This window comes from Bradyrhizobium sp. RT6a (genome assembly GCF_040547675.1).
Classification (GTDB): domain Bacteria; phylum Pseudomonadota; class Alphaproteobacteria; order Rhizobiales; family Xanthobacteraceae; genus Bradyrhizobium.
The window spans coordinates 1,637,836-1,656,333 of record NZ_JBEPQC010000002.1; the positions used below are offsets into that span (position 1 = coordinate 1,637,836).

The 18,498-nt window shown below is 65.0% G+C and carries 14 protein-coding genes and 1 tRNA gene; 2 read left to right on the plus strand and 13 right to left on the minus strand.

Translation table 11 applies throughout. The features are described 5' to 3' along the window. Nucleotides 1–165: 165 nt before the first annotated feature. The 4 genes from ABIC03_RS17870 to ABIC03_RS17885 form a co-directional block, all read right to left on the minus strand. A complete protein-coding gene (locus tag ABIC03_RS17870) occupies nucleotides 166–1,407 on the minus strand; it encodes an acetamidase/formamidase family protein (protein WP_354059581.1) in 1,242 nt (413 codons plus the stop codon). A gap of 49 nt (nucleotides 1,408–1,456) precedes the next feature. Next, on the minus strand, nucleotides 1,457–3,079 hold the full coding sequence (locus ABIC03_RS17875; protein WP_354059583.1) for an amino acid ABC transporter permease/ATP-binding protein: 1,623 nt from the start codon (nucleotides 3,077–3,079) through the stop codon (nucleotides 1,457–1,459). Beyond that, the gene (locus ABIC03_RS17880; RefSeq protein WP_354059585.1) at nucleotides 3,079–3,996 is read right to left on the minus strand and encodes an ABC transporter substrate-binding protein; all 918 of its coding nucleotides are present in this window, start codon (nucleotides 3,994–3,996) and stop codon (nucleotides 3,079–3,081) included. Before ABIC03_RS17880 ends, ABIC03_RS17875 begins: the two co-directional genes overlap by 1 nt. 426 nt (nucleotides 3,997–4,422) lie before the next feature. Next, entirely contained in the window at nucleotides 4,423–4,686 is a 264-nt protein-coding gene (locus tag ABIC03_RS17885; protein ID WP_354059587.1) for a hypothetical protein, read from the minus strand. Nucleotides 4,687–4,940: 254 nt separating this feature from the next. Here ABIC03_RS17885 and ABIC03_RS17890 point away from each other — a divergent pair, with 254 nt between their 5' ends. Beyond that, a complete protein-coding gene (locus ABIC03_RS17890; protein ID WP_007591187.1) occupies nucleotides 4,941–5,135 on the plus strand; it encodes a hypothetical protein in 195 nt (64 codons plus the stop codon). Nucleotides 5,136–5,221: 86 nt separating this feature from the next. Here ABIC03_RS17890 and ABIC03_RS17895 read toward each other — a convergent pair whose 3' ends face one another. The 7 genes from ABIC03_RS17895 to ABIC03_RS17925 form a co-directional block, all read right to left on the minus strand. After that, the gene (locus ABIC03_RS17895; RefSeq protein ID WP_354059589.1) at nucleotides 5,222–5,368 is read right to left on the minus strand and encodes a hypothetical protein; all 147 of its coding nucleotides are present in this window, start codon (nucleotides 5,366–5,368) and stop codon (nucleotides 5,222–5,224) included. A gap of 186 nt (nucleotides 5,369–5,554) precedes the next feature. Beyond that, nucleotides 5,555–5,628, minus strand: a tRNA-Cys gene (locus ABIC03_RS17900). A gap of 55 nt (nucleotides 5,629–5,683) precedes the next feature. Continuing rightward, a complete protein-coding gene (locus ABIC03_RS17905) occupies nucleotides 5,684–6,418 on the minus strand; it encodes a tRNA-uridine aminocarboxypropyltransferase (RefSeq protein ID WP_354059591.1) in 735 nt (244 codons plus the stop codon). Between the two features lie 41 nt (nucleotides 6,419–6,459). Continuing rightward, nucleotides 6,460–9,564 (minus strand): efflux RND transporter permease subunit, encoded by a 3,105-nt coding sequence (locus ABIC03_RS17910; RefSeq protein ID WP_354059593.1) that lies wholly within the window; start codon nucleotides 9,562–9,564, stop codon nucleotides 6,460–6,462. Further along, nucleotides 9,564–12,713 carry an efflux RND transporter permease subunit gene (locus ABIC03_RS17915; RefSeq protein ID WP_354059595.1) on the minus strand — a complete coding sequence of 1,050 codons (3,150 nt, stop codon included), beginning with the start codon at nucleotides 12,711–12,713 and terminating at the stop codon, nucleotides 9,564–9,566. Before ABIC03_RS17915 ends, ABIC03_RS17910 begins: the two co-directional genes overlap by 1 nt. 36 nt (nucleotides 12,714–12,749) lie before the next feature. Continuing rightward, entirely contained in the window at nucleotides 12,750–14,147 is a 1,398-nt protein-coding gene (locus ABIC03_RS17920; RefSeq protein ID WP_275172607.1) for an efflux RND transporter periplasmic adaptor subunit, read from the minus strand. Then, nucleotides 14,137–15,621: an efflux transporter outer membrane subunit gene (locus ABIC03_RS17925; protein ID WP_354059597.1), complete on the minus strand. Its 1,485-nt coding sequence runs from the start codon at nucleotides 15,619–15,621 to the stop codon at nucleotides 14,137–14,139. The genes ABIC03_RS17920 and ABIC03_RS17925 overlap by 11 nt, the downstream gene beginning before the upstream one ends. A 628-nt stretch (nucleotides 15,622–16,249) precedes the next feature. Between ABIC03_RS17925 and ABIC03_RS17930 the strand changes: the two genes are divergently transcribed. Further along, entirely contained in the window at nucleotides 16,250–17,284 is a 1,035-nt protein-coding gene (locus ABIC03_RS17930) for a cysteine synthase A (protein ID WP_275172609.1), read from the plus strand. 22 nt (nucleotides 17,285–17,306) lie between these two features. Here the strand turns inward: ABIC03_RS17930 and ABIC03_RS17935 are convergent, their stop codons facing one another. Both ABIC03_RS17935 and ABIC03_RS17940 read right to left on the minus strand, forming a co-directional pair. After that, nucleotides 17,307–17,840, minus strand: coding sequence for a DUF805 domain-containing protein (locus ABIC03_RS17935; RefSeq protein WP_354059600.1), 534 nt, complete (start codon nucleotides 17,838–17,840; stop codon nucleotides 17,307–17,309). Nucleotides 17,841–17,968: 128 nt separating this feature from the next. Further along, the coding region (locus ABIC03_RS17940) for an O-linked N-acetylglucosamine transferase family protein (protein ID WP_502917341.1) at nucleotides 17,969–18,498 on the minus strand (530 nt) is incomplete at its 5' end.

Below are 18,498 nucleotides of genomic sequence, written 5' to 3' on the forward strand. Positions count from 1 at the left end.
GGTCACGCGCTCATCCTGGAAACGAGCTGTTCTTCAGAGTGTTAGAGCGGGATATCAACGTCGAGCACGATGCGTAGCCCGGATGGAGCGAAGCGTAATCCGGGGCCTTTTGAGTCCGCCGTGACAAACCCGGATTACGCTTCGCTCCCTCCGGGCTACGGCACATCAGTCGCACCGAAAGATGTTCTTGCGGATCGTGCCGTGTACGCCCCAATTGGCGTCGACCACCTGGGTGACGCCGAAATCGGCGCCGACCGATAGCAGCGAGATCGCCTCGTCCTCGCTCAAACCGTGCACGGTCATCAGGAACCTCCTGAGCTTGCGGAACGCATCGCGCATCGCGCGGTCGAGACTCGAGTGATTGGCAATCTCGGTTTGTGCATGGGCGCCGAGCGCGGCGAGGTAGTTCGGATAGGTGAAGCCGTAGAACGACCAGGCCTGATCGGTCTCCAGCATCGGATGGTCGAGACCTTCGAGGCTGGTGCCGGCAAGATCGGCCTTCTTGTGCAGGACGAACTCGAAATCGCCAGTCAGCGAGGTCTCGATCGCGGTGCCGCCAAGCTCGCTGTCACCTTGCGCGGCGTGGGGATCGCCGACCGAGAAATAGGCGCCGGGGACCGCGACCGGATAGAACATCCGCGCTCCCTTGCCGATGCGCCAGTCATCGATATTGCCGCCAGTATAGCCCGGCGGGATCGAGCTGACGAAATCGGCCTCCGACGGTGCGAGCCCCATGGTGCCGAAATGCAGCCGTGCCGGCACCTTGACGCTTGCGAGGATGTTCTCGCGCTTCTTGATGGTGGCGTGATCGACGCGCACGCCGGGATAATCGATGGTCGGATGCACGATGCCGTCAGGATCGGTCTGCGGCGTCCAGACGTAATTGTAGACGGCCTTGGCGCAGGGCTCGCCTGACGTGTCGAGCTCGAAGATGGTGACGACCTCGCGCGGCTTCGGCTCCTCGATCAGATCGTGATAGTGAAACCCCCAGTTCGCGGCGACGTTGGAGCCGAAGCAGCGCCCGGCATGACAGGCGCTGCAGCTCGGCCGCGGCCTGATATCGAGGATGCGCACTTCGAGGATATCGCCGGGCTCGGCGCCTTCGATCGCGACCGGACCAGTGAGGAGATGCACGCCGATCCCCTCGCCTGCGCCGCGGATGAACGGGCCTTCCGTCGGGCCCGAACCGCGCCGCGCGACGGCCTTGTGCTCGCGCGTCCACTGGAACACGCTCTCGGCGCCGGGATCGCCTTGGATCATGCGCTCGTAATCATCGTTGGCGTGGTGGGTCAGCGTCTCGATGGTGGCGCGGTCGCCCGAGCGCAGCGTCACGGCCGGCGCGACCTTTTTGGAGAAATAGCCCCAGTGAACGGTCTTCGGCGAAACCGGCAGCGTGAAATGCTTCATGAGGTGGCCTCTTCTGGAAACGCGGTCTTGAACGGTGTGGGTGCGGCTCTCATCGCACCGCCTCCGGAGTCTTGTCGGCTTCCATCACGCTGAGGAAACGTGCCGTCAGCGGATTGCGGGGATTGGAGAGCACCTCGTGCGCGGGCCCCTCCTCGATGATCGTGCCGCCGCTCAGGAACGCGACACGGTCGGCGACCTCGTCGGCGAAGCGGATCTGGTGGGTCGAGATGATCATGGTGAGGCCGTCATCGATGGCGAGCCGCCGGATCACCTCCAGCACCTCGCTGACGAGCTCGGGATCGAGCGCCGAGGTCGGCTCGTCCAGGAGCAGCACGCTGGGGTTCGGTGCGAGCGCTCGGGCGATTGCGACGCGCTGCTGCTGGCCGCCGGAGAGATGCCGCGGCAGCGCGTCGGCACGGTGCGACAGCCCGACCCGGTCGAGCAGCTCGGCGGCGCGGCGATCGGCATCGATGCGGGTCATGCCGTGCACCCAGCGCAAGGGACCCGCGATGTTCTCCTTGGCCGAGAGATGGGCGAACAGGTTGAATTGCTGGAACACCATGCCCACGCCCACGCTTGCCCGCTCATTGGCGATCGCGCGTGGCGGCAGCAGCTTGCCGTCGTCGTCAAAACCGAGACGCCGGCCGCCGACACGCACGGTGCCTCCGTCCCAGCTTTCGAGATGATTGATGCAGCGGAGCAGCGTGCTCTTGCCGGAGCCGCTGGGCCCGAGCAGCGCGACGACCTCGCCGACACGCACCGTGAGATCGAGGCCGCCGAGCACCTTTTGCGCGCCGTAGCTCTTGGTGAGGTCCCTGGTCTCGACCGCGATGTTGTTGCGCGAAATCGTCGCCGCACGCCGGGTGCGCTCCTCGCGGGTCAGCGCCCGCGGCGGCGTGTCGACAGGCTGCGCCTGCACGGGTTCGGGCTCATGCGCCGTGACCGCGGCAAGTTCGAGCTTGGTGGCGAGATCGACGCGGCGCCAGGGCAGATAATCGGCGAGCTTGCGCTGGCGACCTTTGGTGCGATCGAGATCGAGCAGCCATTCGACGAAAAGCTGGATGATGCTGATGGCAAAGGTCAGCACCAGATACAGCAGGCCCGAGGCGAAGAAGATCGAGAAGAAGTCGAACGTCGAGGACGCAAGTTGGGTCGAGCGCAGCGTCAGCTCCTGGACCGCGACTACGGAGGCCAGCGAGGAGTTCTTCAGCGCGCTCACAGCCTCGTTGCCGAAGGCCGGGATCATGGTGCGGATCGCCTGCGGCGCGATCACCCGCCACATCAGGATCCGTGGCGTCATGCCGAGCGCCTGGCCGGCCGTCACCTGCCCGCGATCGACACCCAGCACGCCGGCGCGCAGCATCTCGGCGATGAACGGCGCCTCGTTGCAGGCGAGCGCAAGGCCGGCGGCCAGCACCGCCGGCAGTTTGATGCCGATATGTGGCAGCGCGTCGTAGGCGAACACCATTTGCAGGATCAGCGGCGTGCCGCGGAAGATCACGGTGTAGGCCCTGGCGATCGCCGCCAGCAGCCAGAAGCGGGAGAGCTGCATGCTGGCGAGGATCAATCCGAGGATCAATCCGCCGCCGAGCCCGAGGGCAGTCACCTCGAGGGTGAGCTCGATGCCCTCGAGCAGATACGGCATGCTCAGGTAATGGAGGAACAGCGACATCAGTCAGCCGTCAGGATGTCAGGCTCCTTGAAATTGTTCACGTCGAGCCCGTGCTTCTTTAAAAGCTCCATATGCGTGCCGGCCTTCTGCACCTCGATCAGGGCGGCGAGCACGGCGTCGCGGAATTTCGGCTTGTCCTTCGGGACGGCGATGCCGACCGAATACGGGATCGTCACCGCGGTCGCCTTCTCCAGCTTGTCCGGATAAGCCTTGACCGCGCTGTCGACGGTGTTGACGTCGTTGACATAGGTGTCGGCACGACCGGCGAGGATCGCCTGGATGCAGTTGGCGTTGTTGTCGTAGAGCTGGATGGTCGGCTCGGCCTTGCCGGCCTTCTTGCACTCGGGCATCAGCGCCTGGATCAGGGGCACCTCGACATAGCCGGTGTTTTCGGCGGCAGCGGCGCCGCACATCGACATGTTGATGCCGTTGATGCCCTTCGGATTGCCCTTGGCGACCAGCACACCGTCGAACACTTTCGAGTAGGTGATGAAGTCGGCCGCCTTGGCGCGCTCCTTGGTGGCATAGATGTCGGAAATGACGATGTCAGCTTGTCCCGCGGCGAGCGTGGTCAGGAGTGCCGCGAACGTCACCGGCTTGTAGGTCAGCTTGAAGCCGAGGCATTCGCCGATGGCTTCGCCCAGATCGATGTCGAAGCCGATATATTGGCTGGGGTTCTTCGGATCGATGGTCTCATAGCCCGGCGTGTGCGGATTGATGGCATTGACCAGCGTCTTGCCCTTCCAGTCCGGATATTTGTCCTGGAGCGCGGCGCAGGCCGCAGGCGCCGCAGCTTGCGCGCTCAGGGGCGCGGCTGCCAGCGCGCCGAAGGTGACGGCAGCGCCGAGCGCGGCCTTGCGCCAAGACAGCGATGCACGCGCGTTCCCCCAAGCCTGGGGCAATACCGGTCTTTCCATGTCCAGCTCCTTCGAATTGTCATGGCAATGGCCATGTTCCAGATCTCGGAAGCGAGCCTAGGAGGAGAGCGGACCGGAAAGCTTGTCCGCGGGCGTACAAAAAATTGGATGGAGGAGCCCGTGATTTGGGCAGGCGGCTGCCCAAAAACTGTTCGTGAATGCGGGACGCTCGCGGAATGTATTTCCGAATTCGGAAGAACCACATGATCTTGCGTTACGCCGCGATCTGCCCGATCAGGGAATCATTTGGTGAGGTCATTTGACAGAGATATGACAATCGCAGGACGCATCTGCGGCCGACATCCACATCACTGCCGTCCACAGCCTGTCCGCAGCATAACCACAGGCATATCCACAGGCCGACTATGCCGGATTCGCCAGCTCCCGCGAGCCACTTGCTGCGCACAAACCCACAGGGCCGGTATGTCAGCCGCCGGCCTGATCGAACACGGAGCGGCAAGCCTCACTCAAGCTTGGCCTGTTACGGCGCAGGCAGGCCGTGATGGCGCGAACGTTGGGGATTTCGCCGGCACAGAGTCGGTAGACGTCGGGGGTACAGGCCCGGCGTTGCTCGGCCGTCCCCTGCTGCGCGTGGGCAACGGAGGCAAACAGCGTCAGGAACAGCCCGACCGTTGAGGCGCGACGCGCCCGGCTTTTCACACCCGCAAACCGCAAGAACCTCGCTTTCATGACCAGTCTCCCGTCTGCCCTGCCCGCCGGCCTGCATTGGCCGGTGAGCAAAGGGGTAGGAGAAACAAACAGCGGAAGATGTGACCTCCTTCACACTGCGGGCACGCGGCAGGAACCTAATATCCCCAAGGGGATTTCATGACTCGCTAACCAATCGGGACCCGATTGGCGGATCGTTAAAATGCGAACGATCGGCTCAACCGGGAAACAAACCGGCTTTGCGACATTGCGCCATCCGCGGTCCGGAGGGTGTGATGAGCGAAGCCGAATTCAACTTGCTGCTGGATGCCGTCCAGGACGCCATGGTCCATGAAGATCTGGCGTTCGTGCCGGGGGAGGATTTCGTGCCGCGCTCGTGGACCTATTACGCGAAGCCCAAAGCTGCCAATGACAACGAGGGCGCCTGGCCCCTGCTGCCGTTTCCGGACGGCTGGTACGCGGCCTGCTGAAGCCAATTTCACCGTGAGCCGATGCGCCCGCGCTCTGCGGGCGTTTTGCTATGGCGGCTACGCTGCGAAATCCGGCGTGGCCGCGATCAGGTCTTGACGCGCTCGCCGCCGTCCTGCGGCCCCTGGTCGGGTGCGGCCGGCGGAAAGATGCTGTCATAGATCGCGCGGGCCTCGCGAATGAGGCGAGCCCGCTCCAGCTCGGATTTCGGGACAAATCGGACGATTTCGCTCACGTGCTCTCCAGCGCTCGATCGTTGGGATGCATCACTTCGCAGATGCGAAGACTATGCCAGGGGCTGAATGGCGGGTTTCCGCCGGGCCCCGGGCAAACCCGGTGTGCGCCGCCAGCACGCGTCGCCCGCGCGGGCGATGGCAGCCGCGCTACGGTCGAATATTGCTTATATATCAGGAGGTTGTGATGGAGGCCACGTCGGGACTCGAACCCGAGTAAACGGTTTTGCAGACCGGCGCGTAACCACTCCGCCACGTGGCCCCAACGAGGGCGGAGCAATATAGGGGATCACGGGTTTAGGCAACCCCGACTGGAGTCAGGCTCGCTTGCCCCGCCGGACACCGCGCCGGCGGTCCTTCACCGGCGGCTTCGGAGCCAGTTCGGGCATCTCGACCTGGACCTCGCGGTAGCGGGTTAGCATCCGTTCGAAACTGGCATTCAGCGTCTCCGCGATGTCCGGGCGCTTCTCCAGAACGGAGAGGATCGTGGCTGCGGCCTCGATGGTCGACAGTCCGTCCTTCCGAGGTTCCTTGCGCAGCCGGCCGTAGCGCGACGGGGCCGCCGGGTTGAGGATGACGCGCTGGCATTTCAGCATCCACGGGTTGCGCCACCACAGCGCCTTGGCCTGGCTCCAGGTGCCGTCGAGCAGCACTACGCCTTCGAGCTTGCCGAGGAGCGCGCGCTGGTTGTCCGCGACCTCGCCCTTGCGGTTGAGCGCCAGGATTTCGCCCTCGGCCTCGAGATCGGCGGCGTGCGCCGAGCCGAGATAGAGCACGGCCCAGTGCGAGGCGTTCTCAATCGGCTGCGCCAGCGCCTTGGACAGGCTCGGCCAGGACAAGCCGACCCGCAGCGTGGCACCTTCGAAATGCTTCGCAAGCAGCCGGGCGGTACCGAGCGCCCTGTCCTGCTCCTGCGGATGCTGAAGGATCAGGAGCGAGAGCCGGTTCTTGATCGGCGTGACGCTGTCGCAGATGCACAGCGGCATCGGCTTCTGGCAGTACGGGCATTCGGGGATCGGATCGGCCGGCGCGGCGGCGGTGGGGTTCGACATGGTCGCCGCTATACGCTCTGCACGGCGGTTCAACAACCCGCCTATTCCGCCGGCGCGGCCAGCGGGCGCGGCTCGCGGCGCCGCCGCAGGCGGTCGATCAGCAGGTAGATCACGGGCGTGGTGTAGAGCGTCAGGATCTGCGAGACGAACAGCCCGCCGATGATGGTGATGCCGAGCGGACGGCGCAGCTCCGTGCCGGGGCCCGTCGCGACCACCAGCGGAATGCCGGCAAACAGCGCCGCCATGGTCGTCATCAAGATCGGGCGGAAACGCGCCTGGCAGGCCTCGAAGATCGCCTCCGCCGACGACAGGCCGCGCTGGCGCTCGGCATCGAGCGCGAAATCCACCATCATGATGCCGTTCTTCTTGACGATGCCGATCAAGAGGATGATGCCGACGAACGCGATCACCGTCAGTGGCGTGTTGGTGAGCTGCAAGGCCAGCAGCGCGCCGAGGCCCGCCGAGGGCAGCGTCGAGATGATCGTGAGCGGATGGGCGAGGCTCTCGTAGAGCACGCCGAGCACGATATACATCGCCACCAGCGCGCCGAGGATCAGGAGCGGCTGGCGGCCGCTGGTCTTGGCGAAATCGCCGGCATTGCCGTCAAAACTGCCGCGGATGCCCTCCGGCATGTGCAGCTCCTCGACCGCGCGCTGGATGTTCTGCGTTGCGGCCTGGATCTGCACGTCCGGCAACAGATTGAACGACACCGTGGTCGATGGGAACGACTGCGAATGATAGACCGCGAGCGCGGCGAGCCCGCGCGTCGCATGCACCACGGCCGACAGCGGCACCTGCGCATCGCCCGCTCCGGCGACATAGATGCGATCGAGGTTGGATGGGTCGACCTGGAATTTCGGGTCGATCTCCAGCACGGTCATGTACTGGTTGCGCTGAGTGTAGATGATCCCGATCTGCCGCTGCGAGAACGCGTTGTTGAGTGCGTTGTCGATATCCTGGACGCGGACGCCGAGTGCCGAGGCCTTCTGGCGGTCGATCGACAAGGTCAGTTGAAGCCCGCCGGGATCGCGGTCGCTGGAGATGTCGGTGATGCCCTCGACGCTCTCCATGCGTTTGGCCACGATCGGCGCCCACTTCTGCAACAGGCCGAGGTCGGTGCTGGTCAGCGTGTACTGGTAGTCGGAATCGCTCTGCCGTCCGCCGGCGCGCACGTCCTGGGCGGCGAACATGAACAGGCGGATGCCGGGCACCGGGTATAACGCCCGCCTGAGACGGTCGATCACCACCTGGGTCGAGATGTGGTCGCGCTGTTCCGGCGGCTTCAGGCTGATGAACATGGTGCCGCGATTGGAGGTCGCGCCGCCCGGCCCGCCGCCGCTGCCGACGGTGGAGCCGATGCCGGCCACCGCCGGATCCCGCATCACGATGTCGGCGAGCCGCTGCTGCAGGCTCAGCATCGACTGGAACGAGATGTCGGCCGAGGCACGTGTCGCGCCGATGACGAAGCCGGAATCGTCGGTCGGGAAATAGCCCTTGGGCACCTTGATATAGAGCGTCACCGTCAACGCAATGGTGGCGAAGAACACCAGCAGCGTCAGCAGCGGATATTCCAGCACGGTGCGCAAGGTGCGGGTGTAGAAAGCGACGATGCGCGACAGCGAGCCCTCGATGATCCGGTCGAACAGGGTCGCCGTGCCGGACGTGGTCTGCCGGATGTAGTGCGCGCAGATCATCGGCGTCACCGTGAGCGACACCAGGGTCGAGACCAGGATGGCGAAGGTCAGCGTCAGCGAGAACTCGCGCAGCAGCCGGCCGACGATGCCGTCCATGAAGATCAGTGGCGTGAAGGCCGCGATCAGCGACAGGCTGATCGACACCACGGTGAAGCCGATCTGCCGGGCGCCGTCCAACGCCGCCTGGAGCGGGCGCATGCCGTGCTCGAGATTGCGGTACATGTTCTCGATCATGACGATGGCGTCGTCGACCACGAAGCCGACGGAGATCGCCAGCGCCATCAGCGACAGATTGTCGATCGAGAAGCCGGCGACCCACATGCCGGCGCAGGTTCCGGCCAGCGCCAGCGGCACGGAGATTCCGGCCGCGATCGTCGGCGTGAGCCGCCGCAAGAATACAAACACGACGACCATCACGAGAATGGCCGTCGCGAACAAGGTCCACTGCATGTCGAGCACGCTGGCGCGGATCGTGCTGGTGCGGTCGACCAAGGTGGAGATATCGACGCCGGCCGGGATCCACTGCTTCAGCGCGGGGATCAGCGCCTTCACCCGGTCGACGGTGTCGATGACATTGGCGTCGCCCTGCTTGGTGATCTGGATCAGCACCGCCGGCTGCTTGTTGAACCAGGCGATGGAACGGGCGTTGCGGACGGAGTCCTCGATGTCGGCGACGTCGGCCAGCCGGACGAAATTGCCGTTCGAGCTTTTGATGACGATATCGCGGAACTCTTTCGCGGTCCGCATCTGCCGGTTGAGGGCCAGCGTCTCGCTCTGGCGCTCGCCGTTGAAGATGCCGACCGGACCGAGCGGGTTGGCGTTGATGATCGCAGTCCGCACGTCGTCGGTGGCGATGCCGGCGTTGGACAGTGCGACGGGGTTGAGCTGCACCCGCACTGCGGGCTGATCGGCGCCGCTCACGGTCACGTCGCCGACGCCCGGCACCTGCGAGATACGCTGCGCCAGAACCGTATCGGCGACGTCGTAAATCGCGCTCGCCGACAGCGTCTTCGAGGTCAGCGCCAGCACGAATACGGGAGCGCCGGCAGTGTTGGCCTTGCGGAACCGCGGCAGCGTCGGCAAATCGCTCGGCAGATCGACCAGCGATGCGTTGATCGCCGCCTGCACGTCGCGCGCGGCCTTGTCGATGTTGCGGCCGATGTCGAACTGGAGCTGGATGTTGGTCGTGCCGAGCGACGAGGTCGAGGTGATCTGGTTGATGCCCGATATCTCGCCAAGCCGCCGCTCCAATGGCGAGGCGACCGTGGCGGCCATCACGGACGGATCGGCGCCGGGACGGCTGGCGGAAACGAAGATGGCGGGGAAATCGACGTTCGGGACCGAGGCCACCGGCAGGAACTCGTAGGCCACGATGCCCAGCAGGAACAACCCGATCGACAGCAGCGTGGTCGCGACCGGGCGCCGGATGAAGGGCTCCGAGATCGATGCCATCACTGCATCCCCTCGGTCGCGCCCGCGACGGGTGGCCCGCCGGATTCCGCCGGCGGCAGCGCCTGTTCGAGGCGGCGGTTGATGCGGTCGAGTGCGAGGTAGATTACCGGCGTGGTGTAGAGCGTGAGCAATTGGCTGAGCAGCAGGCCGCCGATGATGGAGATGCCGAGGGGGAAGCGCAGCTCGGCGCCGGTGCCGCTCTCGATCGCCAGCGGCAGCGCGCCGAACAGCGCGGCCAGCGTCGTCATCATGATCGGGCGGAAGCGCAGGAGACAAGCCTGCACGATCGCCTCATGCGGCGGCATGCCTTGATTGCGCTCCGCGTCCAGAGCGAAGTCGATCATCATGATCGCGTTCTTCTTGACGATGCCCATCAGCAGGATGATGCCGATCAGCCCGATCACCGAGAGATCCTGCCCGCACAGCATCAGCGCCAGGATGGCGCCGACGCCGGCCGAAGGCAGTGTCGAGAGGATCGTGATCGGATGGATGTAGCTCTCGTAGAGCACGCCGAGCACGATATAGATCGTGATCACCGCGGCCAGCAGCAGCCAGGGCTGGCCGGCGAGCGCCTTGGCGAATTCGGCGGCGTCGCCGGCATAGACGCCAACGATGCTGTTGGGCATCCCGATCCGGGTCTCGATGGTCTTCACAGCCTCGACGGCATCGCCGAGCGCCGCGCCCGGCGCGAGGTTGAAGCTGAGCGAGATCGACGGGAATTGCGCCTGGTGCGAAATCGCAAGAGGCGCGGTGGTGCGGGTCAGCGTCGCCACGGCGGAGAGCGGCACCTGTGCGTTGGGCGCGCCGGCGGTCGCGCTCGCCGCGCCCGGCAGATAAAGCTTCGACAGGATCGAGGGATCGCGCTGGTACATCGGCAGCGCTTCCAGCACCACGCGGTACTGGTTGGCCTGGCCGTAGATGGTCGAGATCTGACGCTGCGCGAAGGCGTCGTTGAGCGTGTCGGTGATGCCTTGGAGGCTGACGCCGAGCTGGCCGGCGCGCGTGCGGTCGACCGTGAGCTGCGCCCGCAGACCGCCTTCCTGCGCCTCCGAGGAGACGTCGCGGAACAGCGGATCGCGCCGCATCTCGGCAACCAGCTTGCGCGCCCATTCCGACACCAGGGCGGCGTCGGTGCCGGTCAGCGTATACTGGTATTGCGAGCGGCTCGACTGGGTCGAGATCTGCACGTCCTGCACCGGCTGGAAGTAGACCGTCATGCCGGGGATGGCGGCCACCCGCTCCTTCAGCCGGTTGATGACGATGCTGACATCGTCGCGCCGCTCGCCTCGCGGTTTCAGCGTCATGACAAGACGGCCGACATTGGTGGTCGGATTGACCGAGCCTGCACCGATCACAGAGACCACGCCTGTTACATCGGGGTCGGCCTTGATGGCGTCGGCCGCCGCGGCCTGCCGCTTCTGCATTTCCGCGAACGAGACGTCGGGACCGGCTTCCGTCACCGCCGTAATCGAGGCGGTGTCCTGCAGCGGCAGGAAGCCCTTTGGCGCCACGACATAGAGCGCCAGCGTCGCAATCAGCGTGGCGAAGGTGACGACTAGCGTCGCGCGCTGGCGCTCCAGCACCCAGAGCAGCGTGCGGTGATAGAACTCGACGGTGCGATCGATGAAGCGGCTGACCGCGGCAAGACCCGGCACCGCCAGCTCTTCATGGGCATGCTTGAGCAGACGCGAGCACATCATCGGCGTCAGCGTCAGCGAGACCACGGCGGAGGTCACGACCGCGATCGTCAGCGTCAGCGCGAATTCGCGGAACATGCGGCCCACGAGGCCCGACATGAACAGCAGCGGGATGAACACCGCGATCAGCGACACCGTCAACGAGATCACGGTGAAGCCGATCTCGCTAGCGCCCTTCAGCGAAGCCTCCATCGCGCTGTCGCCGTTTTCCATGTGGCGGACGATGTTCTCGATCATCACGATGGCGTCGTCGACGACGAAGCCGGTGCCGATGGTGAGCGCCATCAGCGACAGATTGTCGAGGCTGAAACCGGCGAAATACATGATGCCGAAGCTGGTGATCAGCGACAGCGGCAATGCCACGCCGGCGATCAGCGTGGCGCGCAGCGAACGCAGGAACAGCAGCACCACCAGCGTCACCAGCACGACGCTCAGGATCAGCGTGAACTGCACGTCGCGGACTGAGGCGCGGATGGTGACGGTGCGGTCGGAGACGATGGTCAGGTTCACGCCGGCCGGAATAGCGCGCTGGACCTTTGGGATTTCCGCGCGGATCTGGCTGACGACGTCGATCACATTGGCGCCGGGCTGACGCTGGATGTCGATGATGACGGCGGCCGAGCCCTGGTACCAGCCGCCGGTGCGGTCGTTCTCGAGGCCGTCGACGATCTGGGCGACGTCGGCAATCGTAACCGGCGAGCCGTTACGGTAGGCGATGATGACAGGCTTGTAGGCGTCGGCGGCAGCGATCTGGTCGTTGGCGGCGATGATGTAGGATTGCTGCGCGCCGTCGAGCGAGCCTTTCGGCCCCGACACGTTGGCATTGGCAATCGCGGTGCGCAGGTCTTCCATGGCGATGCCATAGGCAGCTAACCGCGCGAGATCCGCCTGGATGCGGACGGCCGGCTTCAGTCCGCCGAGCACAGAGACGCGCCCGACGCCGGAAATCTGGCTCAGCCGCTGCGCCAGAAGCGTGTCGGCGATGTCGCTCATCGCCCGCAACGAGATCGTGTCGGAGCGCAGCGCCAATGTCATCACCGGCGCATCGGCCGGGTTCACCTTGGCGTAGGTCGGCGGATAAGGCAGCGTCTTCGGCAGCACGCCGGCCGCGGCATTGATCGCGGCCTGGACGTCCTGGGTCGCGCCGTCGATGTCGCGGTTGAGATCGAACTGGAGCGAGATCTGGCTGACGCCGAACGAGCTCGTCGAGTTCATCGCCGACAGCGACGGGATCTGGCCGAGTTGCCGCTCCAGCGGCGCGGTGATCAGCGAGGCGATCACGTCGGGGCTCGCGCCGGGCAATTGCGTCGTCACCTGCACGGTCGGGAAATCGACCTGCGGCAGTGCAGACACCGGCAGCGCGAAATAGCCGAGCAGTCCCCCGATCAGAAGCGCGATGCCGAGCAACGAGGTCGCGATCGGCCGTCGGATGAAGGGTTCGGAGACGCCCATGGGATACGCCTGCCGCTCAGGCGGCTGTTGTCGGGATCATGGCTGCTTGGCTCCACTTCCCGATGCACCCGGCCCTGGTGCCGGTCCGGTCTGGCCCTTCTGGTCGCCTTCGCTGCTCTTGCGTTTGGCGCGGAACTCGCCGTCCTTATCTTGTCCGTCCTTCTGGCCGTCTTTTGCGCCCTCCTTCTTCTGGCCATCCGGCCCGCGCGAGCGCTTGCGCGGCGCGAGATCGGCCGAAGGGGTCTGGTCGTCGCGGCCGATGACCACTTTGGAACCGTCAGACAAATTAGCAAAGCCGGTGGTGACGACCTTGTCGGTCGCCGAGAGGCCGCTGGCGATGACCGCGTCATGCTCGTTCTGTTGCGTCACCGTCACCGGCTTGGCCGAGACGATGTTATCCTCGCCGATGACATAGCTGAAGGTGCCGATCGGTCCGCGCTGCACGGCTGAGGTCGGCACCACCAGCGCCTGCGTCAAGGTCTCGACCTTGAGGCGGACATTGACGAACTGGCCCGGCCAGAGCTGGTAATTGGCGTTGGGGAATTCGGCCTTGAGCCTGAGCGTGCCCGTGGTCTGGTCGACCTGGTTGTCGATGCCGGTGAGCTTTCCGGTGTCGATCACGGTGAGGCCGTCATTGCCGAAGACGTCCACCGCGAGCGTGCCCTTCGACGCGGCGGCATTGACGCGCATGATCTGCTGCTGCGGCAGGCTGAACCACACCGCGATCGGCTGCAATTGCGTGATCACCACGAGGCCGGTGGTGTCTGAGGCGTGGATGATGTTGCCCTGATCGACCTGGCGCAGGCCGGCGCGGCCCGAGATCGGCGCCACGATCTTGGTGTAGCTCAGCGTCGCCGCCGCATTGTCAATCGCGGCCTGGTCGGCCTTGACCAGCGCCTCGGTCTGAGCGACCAGCGCGCGCTGGGTGTCCGCCTGCTGCTTGGATCCGGCATTGGAGGCAGCTAACTGCTCGTAGCGCGTGAGGTCGATACGCTGGTTGGCGAGCTGGGCCTGGTCCTGCGCCTTCTTGGCAACCGCCTGATCGTACGTCGCCTGGTAGAGCGCCGGGTCGATCTCACCGACCACGTCACCTTTCTTGACGTCCTGTCCCTCGGTGAAATTGACCGCGATCAGCTTGCCGTCGACCTGTGAGCGGACGGTCACGGTGTTGAGTGCGCGGATCGCGCCGACGCCGTCGAGATAAACGGGAACGTCCTGGATGCGGGGTGTCGCCGCCAGCACCGGCACCGGCAGATCGGGCCGCTGGTTGCGGCCGTTCGCCTGCTGCGGCTGCTGGTGCCAAGTGGTCCAGCCGTAGTAGCCAAGCCCGCCGAGGATCGCCAGCGTGATCAGGGTCATGACGAAGCCGCGCCCGCGCGATTTCTTCGCCGTTCCCTCCTTCGCGCCTCGCTTCGTATCCGGCTTAAAGAGCATTGACCGGTTTCTCCATCCTCGGCTCCCAGCCGCCGCCGAGCGCCTGATACAGGCTGACGATAGCAAGAAGGCGGGCAAGTTGCGCCTGCGACAGCGCGTCTTCCGCCTGGAACAGGGTCAGTTGCGTATTGAGCACGGTGACGATGTCGGCGGTGCCGGCGCGCAATTGCTGCTCGGAGAGATCGAAGGCGCGGCGGGAGGCATTGAGGACGTCACGCTGCAATTGCAGCCTGATCGTGGTCTGCTTGATCGAGAACAGCGCATTGTCGACATCGGCAAAGGACTGGATGATGGTCTTGCGGTAGGTCTGCAGCAGTTCGTCCTGCCGCGCCTTGGCAAATTCGAAATTCCCGAGGATCCTGCCGCCGTCGAAGATCGGTTGCGTCGCGCTGCCGACGAGCTGGAAGAACGCCGCATGCGGCTGGAACAGCGAGACCAGGGCCGCGCTCTGATAGCCGCCATTGCCGGTGAGCTGGATGGTCGGAAAGAACTGCGCGCGAGCATTGCCGACGTTCGCGGTGGCGGAAGCAAGTTGTGCCTCCTGCCGCCGAATGTCGGGCCGCTGTGTCAGGAGCTCCGACGGCAGGCCGGGCGTCACGCGGGGTATAGCGATCCGGTTCAGCGAGCCCCCGAGCACGCGCACGCTCTCCGGCGGCCGCGACACCAGGACCGCAAGCGCATTGACGTTCTGGTCGAGCGTCTGGCGCAGCGGCGGCACCAGGGCCTTCTGGTTTGCGAGCACGCTCTCCTGCTGGGCAACGTCGAGATCGGTGCCGGTGCCGGCCTTGCGCCGTTCCCTGACGGCATCGAGAATGCGCTGCGCGCTCGCGATGTTGCGCTGTGAGGTCCGGATGCGATCCTGCGAGGCCAGCACCTGGAAATAAGCGTTAGCGACGCCTGCGAGCGTGGTCAGCGCAACGACGTCGCGATCGAAGCGGTTGGCATTTGCCGTCTCTTCCGCCGTTTGCAAGGCGTCCCGATTCTGACCCCAGAAATCGAGCTGGTAGCTCGCGCTCAGCGAAGCCTGGTAGTTGACGACCTCACGGCCGCCATTGGTGAGCCCCGAGGCGGAGGAGCCGGAAGTGCGCGAATAGGCCTCCTGCCCGGTGCCGGAAAGGCTCGGCAGCAGCGCCGCACCCGCCTGCCGCGCCTGCGCGTCGGCCTGGACGATGCGCGAAACGGCGGCGGCAATGTCGAGGTTGACGGTCTGCGCCTCTTCCATCAGCTGTGTCAGCTCCGCGGAGCGAAAGCTGCGCCACCAATCCAGCGACGGCAGCGCATCCGCCTTGCCCGCGTATTTGTACTGCGTGGGAACATCGAGCGCGGGATCAGGAAGATCCTGCGTCAGCACGCAGGCGCCCGAACCCGCGGCGAGGCAAGCGACCGCAAACCAGCGCGCCGCACGTCGCGCCCGGGACGTGGCGCCTGGAGACCGCCGCACGGCGATCGCAGGAACATCCTGTGTCACACACACCCCCCGCCGGGCAGATCGAGCCGCCACCGCGCAGCGGGAGTAACCGATTCGCGGCGCGACCATCGGGAGGCTTTGGACAACTCGTTCACAGCGGTGATGCTTTCTGCGGAACCTGACGCCTATCCTAGCCGGGCGCGCAACTGCGGGACAGTCCCGCAGTTGCGAGATAGCCCCCAAAGCACCGCGATCTCAAAACTTAGAGAATGCAAAAGGGCGCTGTCCTGCAGGACTTTCTTCGATTTCAAGGCTATTTCAGAGTGCGTTCAAGCTTACCAAGATTTCATGTGATATTGCCGCCACACCGACGCCAGTCCCTTCAATCCGCCTGCACCGCTCGCGATGCGGCTTCAGCCCCGTCTCGAAACCGACGCGACGCCTCACGTCCATGGCGAAGGCATGCTGGCGACGACCCTTATCTTCCATGTTTTGGCAGAGGCTGGCCACATCCTCCTAGCGATATCCCGCGGCGTAGCACAGCAGCAGCATCGGCGATCTTTCCTTCCAAATTTTCACTGCTTACCGGCATTTTCGCCGGTTTCGCCGCAGCGCAAAAGTCTTCCCCTTTGACCGCGCAAGCACTAGGTTCTGGCCAACCTGATCAACCCCTTTGCCAGTGATTTCCCCTGAGATGACCATCAAAAACGACGTTGTCGAAGCCATCGGCAACACTCCGCTGATCAAGCTCAAGCGCGCTTCCGAACTGACCGGCTGCACCATCCTGGGCAAGGCCGAGTTCATGAATCCCGGCCAGTCGGTAAAGGATCGCGCCGGCAAATGGATGATCCTGGAGGCCGAGAAGCGCGGCGAGCTCAAGCCCGGCGGTCTCGTGGTGGAATCGACCGCCGGCAATACCGGCATCGGCCTTGCTGTCGTGGCCAGCGCGCGCGGCTACCGCACGCTGATCGTGATCCCGGAGACGCAGAGCCAGGAAAAGAAGGATTTTCTGAAACTGTGCGGCGCCGAGCTGCTGGAATCGCCGGCCCTGCCCTATTCCAATCCGAACAACTACCAGCATGTCGGCCGCCGTCTTGCCGACGAGTTGCGCAAGACCGAGCCCAACGGCGTGCTGTTTGCCGACCAATGGAACAACCTCGACAATGCGAAGGCGCATTACGAGTCCACAGGGCCCGAGATCTGGGAACAGACCGGTGGCAAGATCGACGGTTTCGTCTGCTCCGTGGGCAGCGGCGGCACGCTGGCCGGCACCAGCCGCTTCCTGAAAGAGAAGAGCAAGGACATCAGGATCGCCTGCGCAGATCCGCATGGCGCCGGCATGTATGAATACTTCAGAACGGGCGATGCCAAGGCGACGCCGGGCGGCTCGATCACCGAGGGCATCGGCCTCAACCGGGCGACCGCAATCGTCGAGAGCGCAAAGGTCGATGACGCCTATCTCATTCCCGATGCCGAAGCGGTCACGGTGATCTACGAACTGCTCCAGCACGAAGGCCTCTGCCTCGGCGGCTCGACCGGCATCAACGTTGCCGGCGCGATGCGTCTCGCAAAACAGCTCGGGCCCGGCAAGACGATCGTCACCGTGCTCTGCGATTCCGGCAGCCGTTACCAGTCGAAGCTGTTCAACGCCGACTTCATGCGCGCCAAGAGCCTTCCGGTGCCGGAATGGCTGGAGAAGCGCAGCAATATCAAGCTGCCGTTCGTATAGAACGTTTCCGGAAGCCGGCCGTCTAGCTCCAGTTCGAGCGAGACGATCCCTGCGACACCCGCGCGAGACGCTCGTTCGATAGCGAAGGCTTGATCGCGCGCGTGCGCGGCGGGACGGGAGCGCCGTAGGAGCCTTCGCTGTCGCCGCTCGGCCAGAACACGAGCGCGAGCATCAGCGCGAGGTTGACGAGCGCGCCGACCGCCGTTGCCTGGTGCTCCTGCCCGATCGCCCAAGCCGGAAACCGACCCGCCACGACATGGTCGACGATCATGAGCGCGAACCAGGCAGGCACCACGCAGACCGGATCCCAGCCGACGTCGCGAATGCGCATCGATTGCAGCGTGAAGGTCGCAACTCCGAAGAAGACGATCGCGGCGATCATCGCCCAACTCTTGGTGAGGTCTTCAGGCCGGATCGCGCCGGGCGAGGTGTTGTTCAGCACGGCCATTGCGATTGCAAAGCAGATCGCCGTCATCACGATCGCAAGCGCGACCGTGGCGAGGAAGAAATGCAATCGCCCGAGCCGGGCGTTCAAGCCGAAGACGAAACCGAGCATAGGCGCACCCTTTTGGCGCCATATGCCCAGACATAGCTTTCGGAGCCATGAACCGGCACGGTCGCGCGCCGGTGCATGGTTTCCGGAGGACTAACCTGACCTTCGCAATTTGGGGCCTGCAGGCAGAGTCAGGCGCCCTCGCCGCCTTCCGAGGCCGCAGCACAATAGTCGCGCCAGAACCGGCGGTAAGCCGCTTCGACCTCGCGCGTGTAGATCTCGACATTGCCGGCGGGGGACGCGGCGATCCGGGCCGGCAACTCCGCGCGCAACTTCGCCAGATGCGCCGGCTGCGCCGCATATTTGCAGGCGATCGCAGCATAGCCCTCGTCATCCTCGGCGACCCAGTCGTCGAGACCGACCGCCGCCACGATCGAACCGCCGGCACGCGATGAGGCGCCGTTGCCGAGCTTGGCGACGACCGGAACACCCGCATAGAGCGATTCCCAGGTGCTGACGCCGCCGTTTTGCGGGAACGTGTCGAGCGATATGTCGACCTTCGCAAACGCCCGCAGGTGCTCGTGGCGCGGGGACGAGCCCAGGCAGGTGACATTGTCTTCGGCAACGCCCTGCGCCACGAACCGTGCGACCAAATTGTCGCGCAGCATGGGATCGTCAAGCAGGGTATGCTTGATGATGATCCTCGAACCCGTCACCTCGC